Here is a 1665-nt window from a genome sequence, read left to right as displayed (position 1 = left end):
CGATTGGTATAAAGCCAACAAAAAGCACCGAATCAGCATTTAGCTCATTCGGTGCTTTTTTAATATCATCTATTTAGCGATTCGATAGCTGTAAAAAAGCCTCTTTCACTGGATCACTTTTCATTATTCGGCCATGCCCCAAACCTGTTGTGGCGATCAAAGTGACCTTCTCTGCTTGTTGCGAAACACGTTGCGACACATCAAAACGAGTAAATCGGTCGCCTTCATCGTGCACGATTAAAGTGGGTGTTTGCCTTAGTTTTAGTTTGCCGTAAGGATCAATAGTCGCAATTGGGTAATGATATTCGGCACTCACCTCAGCAACCACCTCTTCAAACAATTTCATTGAATACCCAGAACGCTTCACGCTAGTAAATAGGTTATCCAAATACTCAAGTACCGGCGCAATCAGCAACAAAGGACATTGGTTTGCTTTAACATGTTTACACTCAATCGTCGAAGCGGTTCCCATACTGTGCGCAATAATGCCAGCTACCTCATCAACACTGTCTAAAATGGCTTCTAAGCCTTCTACAAATGCAGGAATATGCCCATAGGCACCGCCACTACTGCCATGCGCAGGTTGATCGTAGGCAAGTGCGGTGAAACCAGACTTAGCTATAAATTCCATTAACGGAAAAAACTGATTGGCCGTACCCGACCAACCGTGATTTAGCACCCATAACGGGCCTTCACCTAATGTATATGTAGTTAAATCGCCATGCGCTGATTTCACCTTCCCCTGAAGCATCGCCTCGGGTTGTGGATTCTTCGGCGCGCTACGCACCGGAGTGAGTAAAAGTTGTCTTGCTAGCTTGCGCGCATGACTAGGAGCAACGCGGTGATGAATACGAGTTCCCGCATTGACCAAAGAGCGACGCAAGTTAAATTTCTGAGAGGTATTAAAGTAGATTTTGTCGCTCATATTGACTCGTGATGAACTGATGTGGATGGGCTATTAAAGCATAGAAAACGGTAAAGCATCTGCGGCATTTAATGAATCTGTGTCAGACCCATTTATCTCTTCAACTAAATTAAGCTAAAGCCCCAAACAAAAGCACTAGCTAAACACTTGTAATACGTTCAGCACAGCAAGTACCACAATGGTTGCAAATGTGGCAATCATGCCATATTTACGACCTTGCATTGTGCCGTTTAGCACCGCAAAACCGTGCGCAGCACGCCCAACGATAAACACCACACCCAACAAATGAATCAGCCACAGTGATGCGCCATTAAACTCGGCAAGCATCAATAATAATAAGCCAATAGGAATGTATTCAGTGGCGTTGCTGTGCGCGCTCCTAGCAATAGCCAGTTCTTTTACTTGTCCGTCAGAGTGGGAAACCTGATGCTTGCGACGCTGTTTAATTACCTGTACTGATAAATAACAGATCCAAACAGCCAACACAGCGGCGTAAAGGGAAGTGATCATAAGACTCCATTCTCAAAAAACACTAAAGGTGATGCGTCATTGTTAAACCCTACAGCGGAACTCTCAAGTGAATATTGAGCAATATTGTAACAAACTCAATCACACACTACTTGATAAGCGCTTTGGATTAACAAGTTATTTACCTAATAGTATCCTTTAAGAAACAACAAAATCAACCGCATAATCATCAACAAATAGAAAAATCTTCGGCTTTACAGTTATACCAATCG

At 43.2% G+C, this 1665-nt stretch carries 2 protein-coding genes; both read right to left on the bottom strand.

What is annotated here, in order from left to right:
• Nucleotides 1-73 precede the first annotated feature (73 nt).
• The gene (locus VHA01S_RS17705) at nucleotides 74-925 is read right to left on the bottom strand and encodes an alpha/beta hydrolase (RefSeq protein ID WP_023405712.1); all 852 of its coding nucleotides are present in this window, start codon (nucleotides 923-925) and stop codon (nucleotides 74-76) included.
• Between the two features lie 135 nt (nucleotides 926-1060).
• Nucleotides 1061-1435, bottom strand: coding sequence for an MAPEG family protein (locus tag VHA01S_RS17700; protein WP_023405711.1), 375 nt, complete (start codon nucleotides 1433-1435; stop codon nucleotides 1061-1063).
• Between the last annotated feature and the right edge of the window lie 230 nt (nucleotides 1436-1665).

Source organism: Vibrio halioticoli NBRC 102217 (assembly GCF_000496695.1).
Classification (GTDB): Bacteria; Pseudomonadota; Gammaproteobacteria; order Enterobacterales; family Vibrionaceae; genus Vibrio; species Vibrio halioticoli.
This window is presented reverse-complemented; position numbering and strand designations above follow the sequence as displayed.

Bases quoted from the DNA above. Each gene is read 5' to 3' on its own strand.
- VHA01S_RS17700 (WP_023405711.1), bottom strand. From the start codon at position 1,435: ATGATCACTTCCCTTTACGCCGCTGTGTTGGCTGTTTGGATCTGTTAT.
- VHA01S_RS17705 (WP_023405712.1), bottom strand. From the start codon at position 925: ATGAGCGACAAAATCTACTTTAATACCTCTCAGAAATTTAACTTGCGT.